The sequence below is a fragment of the Vibrio sp. D173a genome (assembly GCF_030248475.1).
Map to the genome: position 1 here is coordinate 1 of NZ_JAHGAH010000775.1, position 798 is coordinate 798.

Here is a 798-nt window from a genome sequence, read left to right on the forward strand (position 1 = left end):
ACCCATGAAAGATACGTGGTTCTTCTGAAGCTTAACACCTTCAGGAAGCTGTTTTTTTAGCTGCTGAATGATTGGTTCAAAGCTATTACAGTGTGGGCAGTAGAATGAGAAAAACTCCGTCACTACCGGCTTCTTCGAAGCTTCTAGATCTAGAACTTTGTAGTGCTCACCTTCGTTAAATTGTGCCGCATGAGCCGACAAGCTCAGCATAACCAATGAGAAAAATGCGAATAGCTTTTTCATTTATTCAATCTCCATTATGTTTGAATTTTTGTTGTTTGCTATCAGTGTTGCCTTACCACTGAGGCATTAACGAAAGTGGTGGCTCCTGTAGGGTAGCAATCTGCTCTTTACAAGCAAGTACTTGTTGCTCCCAGTATTTCGGGTCATTAAACCATGGGAAGGCAATTGGGAAAGCAGGATCTTGCCATCGCTTTGCTAACCATGCCATGTAATGCACCATACGTAGACCGCGCAACGGCTCAATTAGTTTCAATTCCGCGCTATTAAAGTCGCAAAACTCTTGATACGCCTCCAATAGGATGTCGAGCTGCATCAGTTTATCTTGGCGCTCACCATTGAGTAACATCCATAGGTCTTGGACGGCAGGGCCATTACACGCGTCATCGAGGTCAACGAACATCGGGCCATCACGCCAAAGGATGTTACCAGGGTGGCAGTCGCCATGCAGACGAATGATGCTGCTTGAGTCTGACCACTGCTCCTCCAGTGCCTTGATCAACATATCGAGGTCATTAAAGAAAGCCGATTCGATATGCGCAGGGATAAAGCGAGAGT

At 45.7% G+C, this 798-nt stretch carries 2 protein-coding genes; both read right to left on the minus strand.

From position 1 onward, the window contains the following. Positions 1–243, minus strand: a 243-nt coding sequence (locus KIV40_RS29185) for a DsbA family protein (protein ID WP_285352725.1), incomplete at its 3' end; no start/stop codon positions are given. A 52-nt stretch (positions 244–295) separates the two neighbouring features. Further along, the coding region (locus KIV40_RS29190; RefSeq protein ID WP_285352727.1) for a serine/threonine protein kinase at positions 296–798 on the minus strand (503 nt) is incomplete at its 5' end.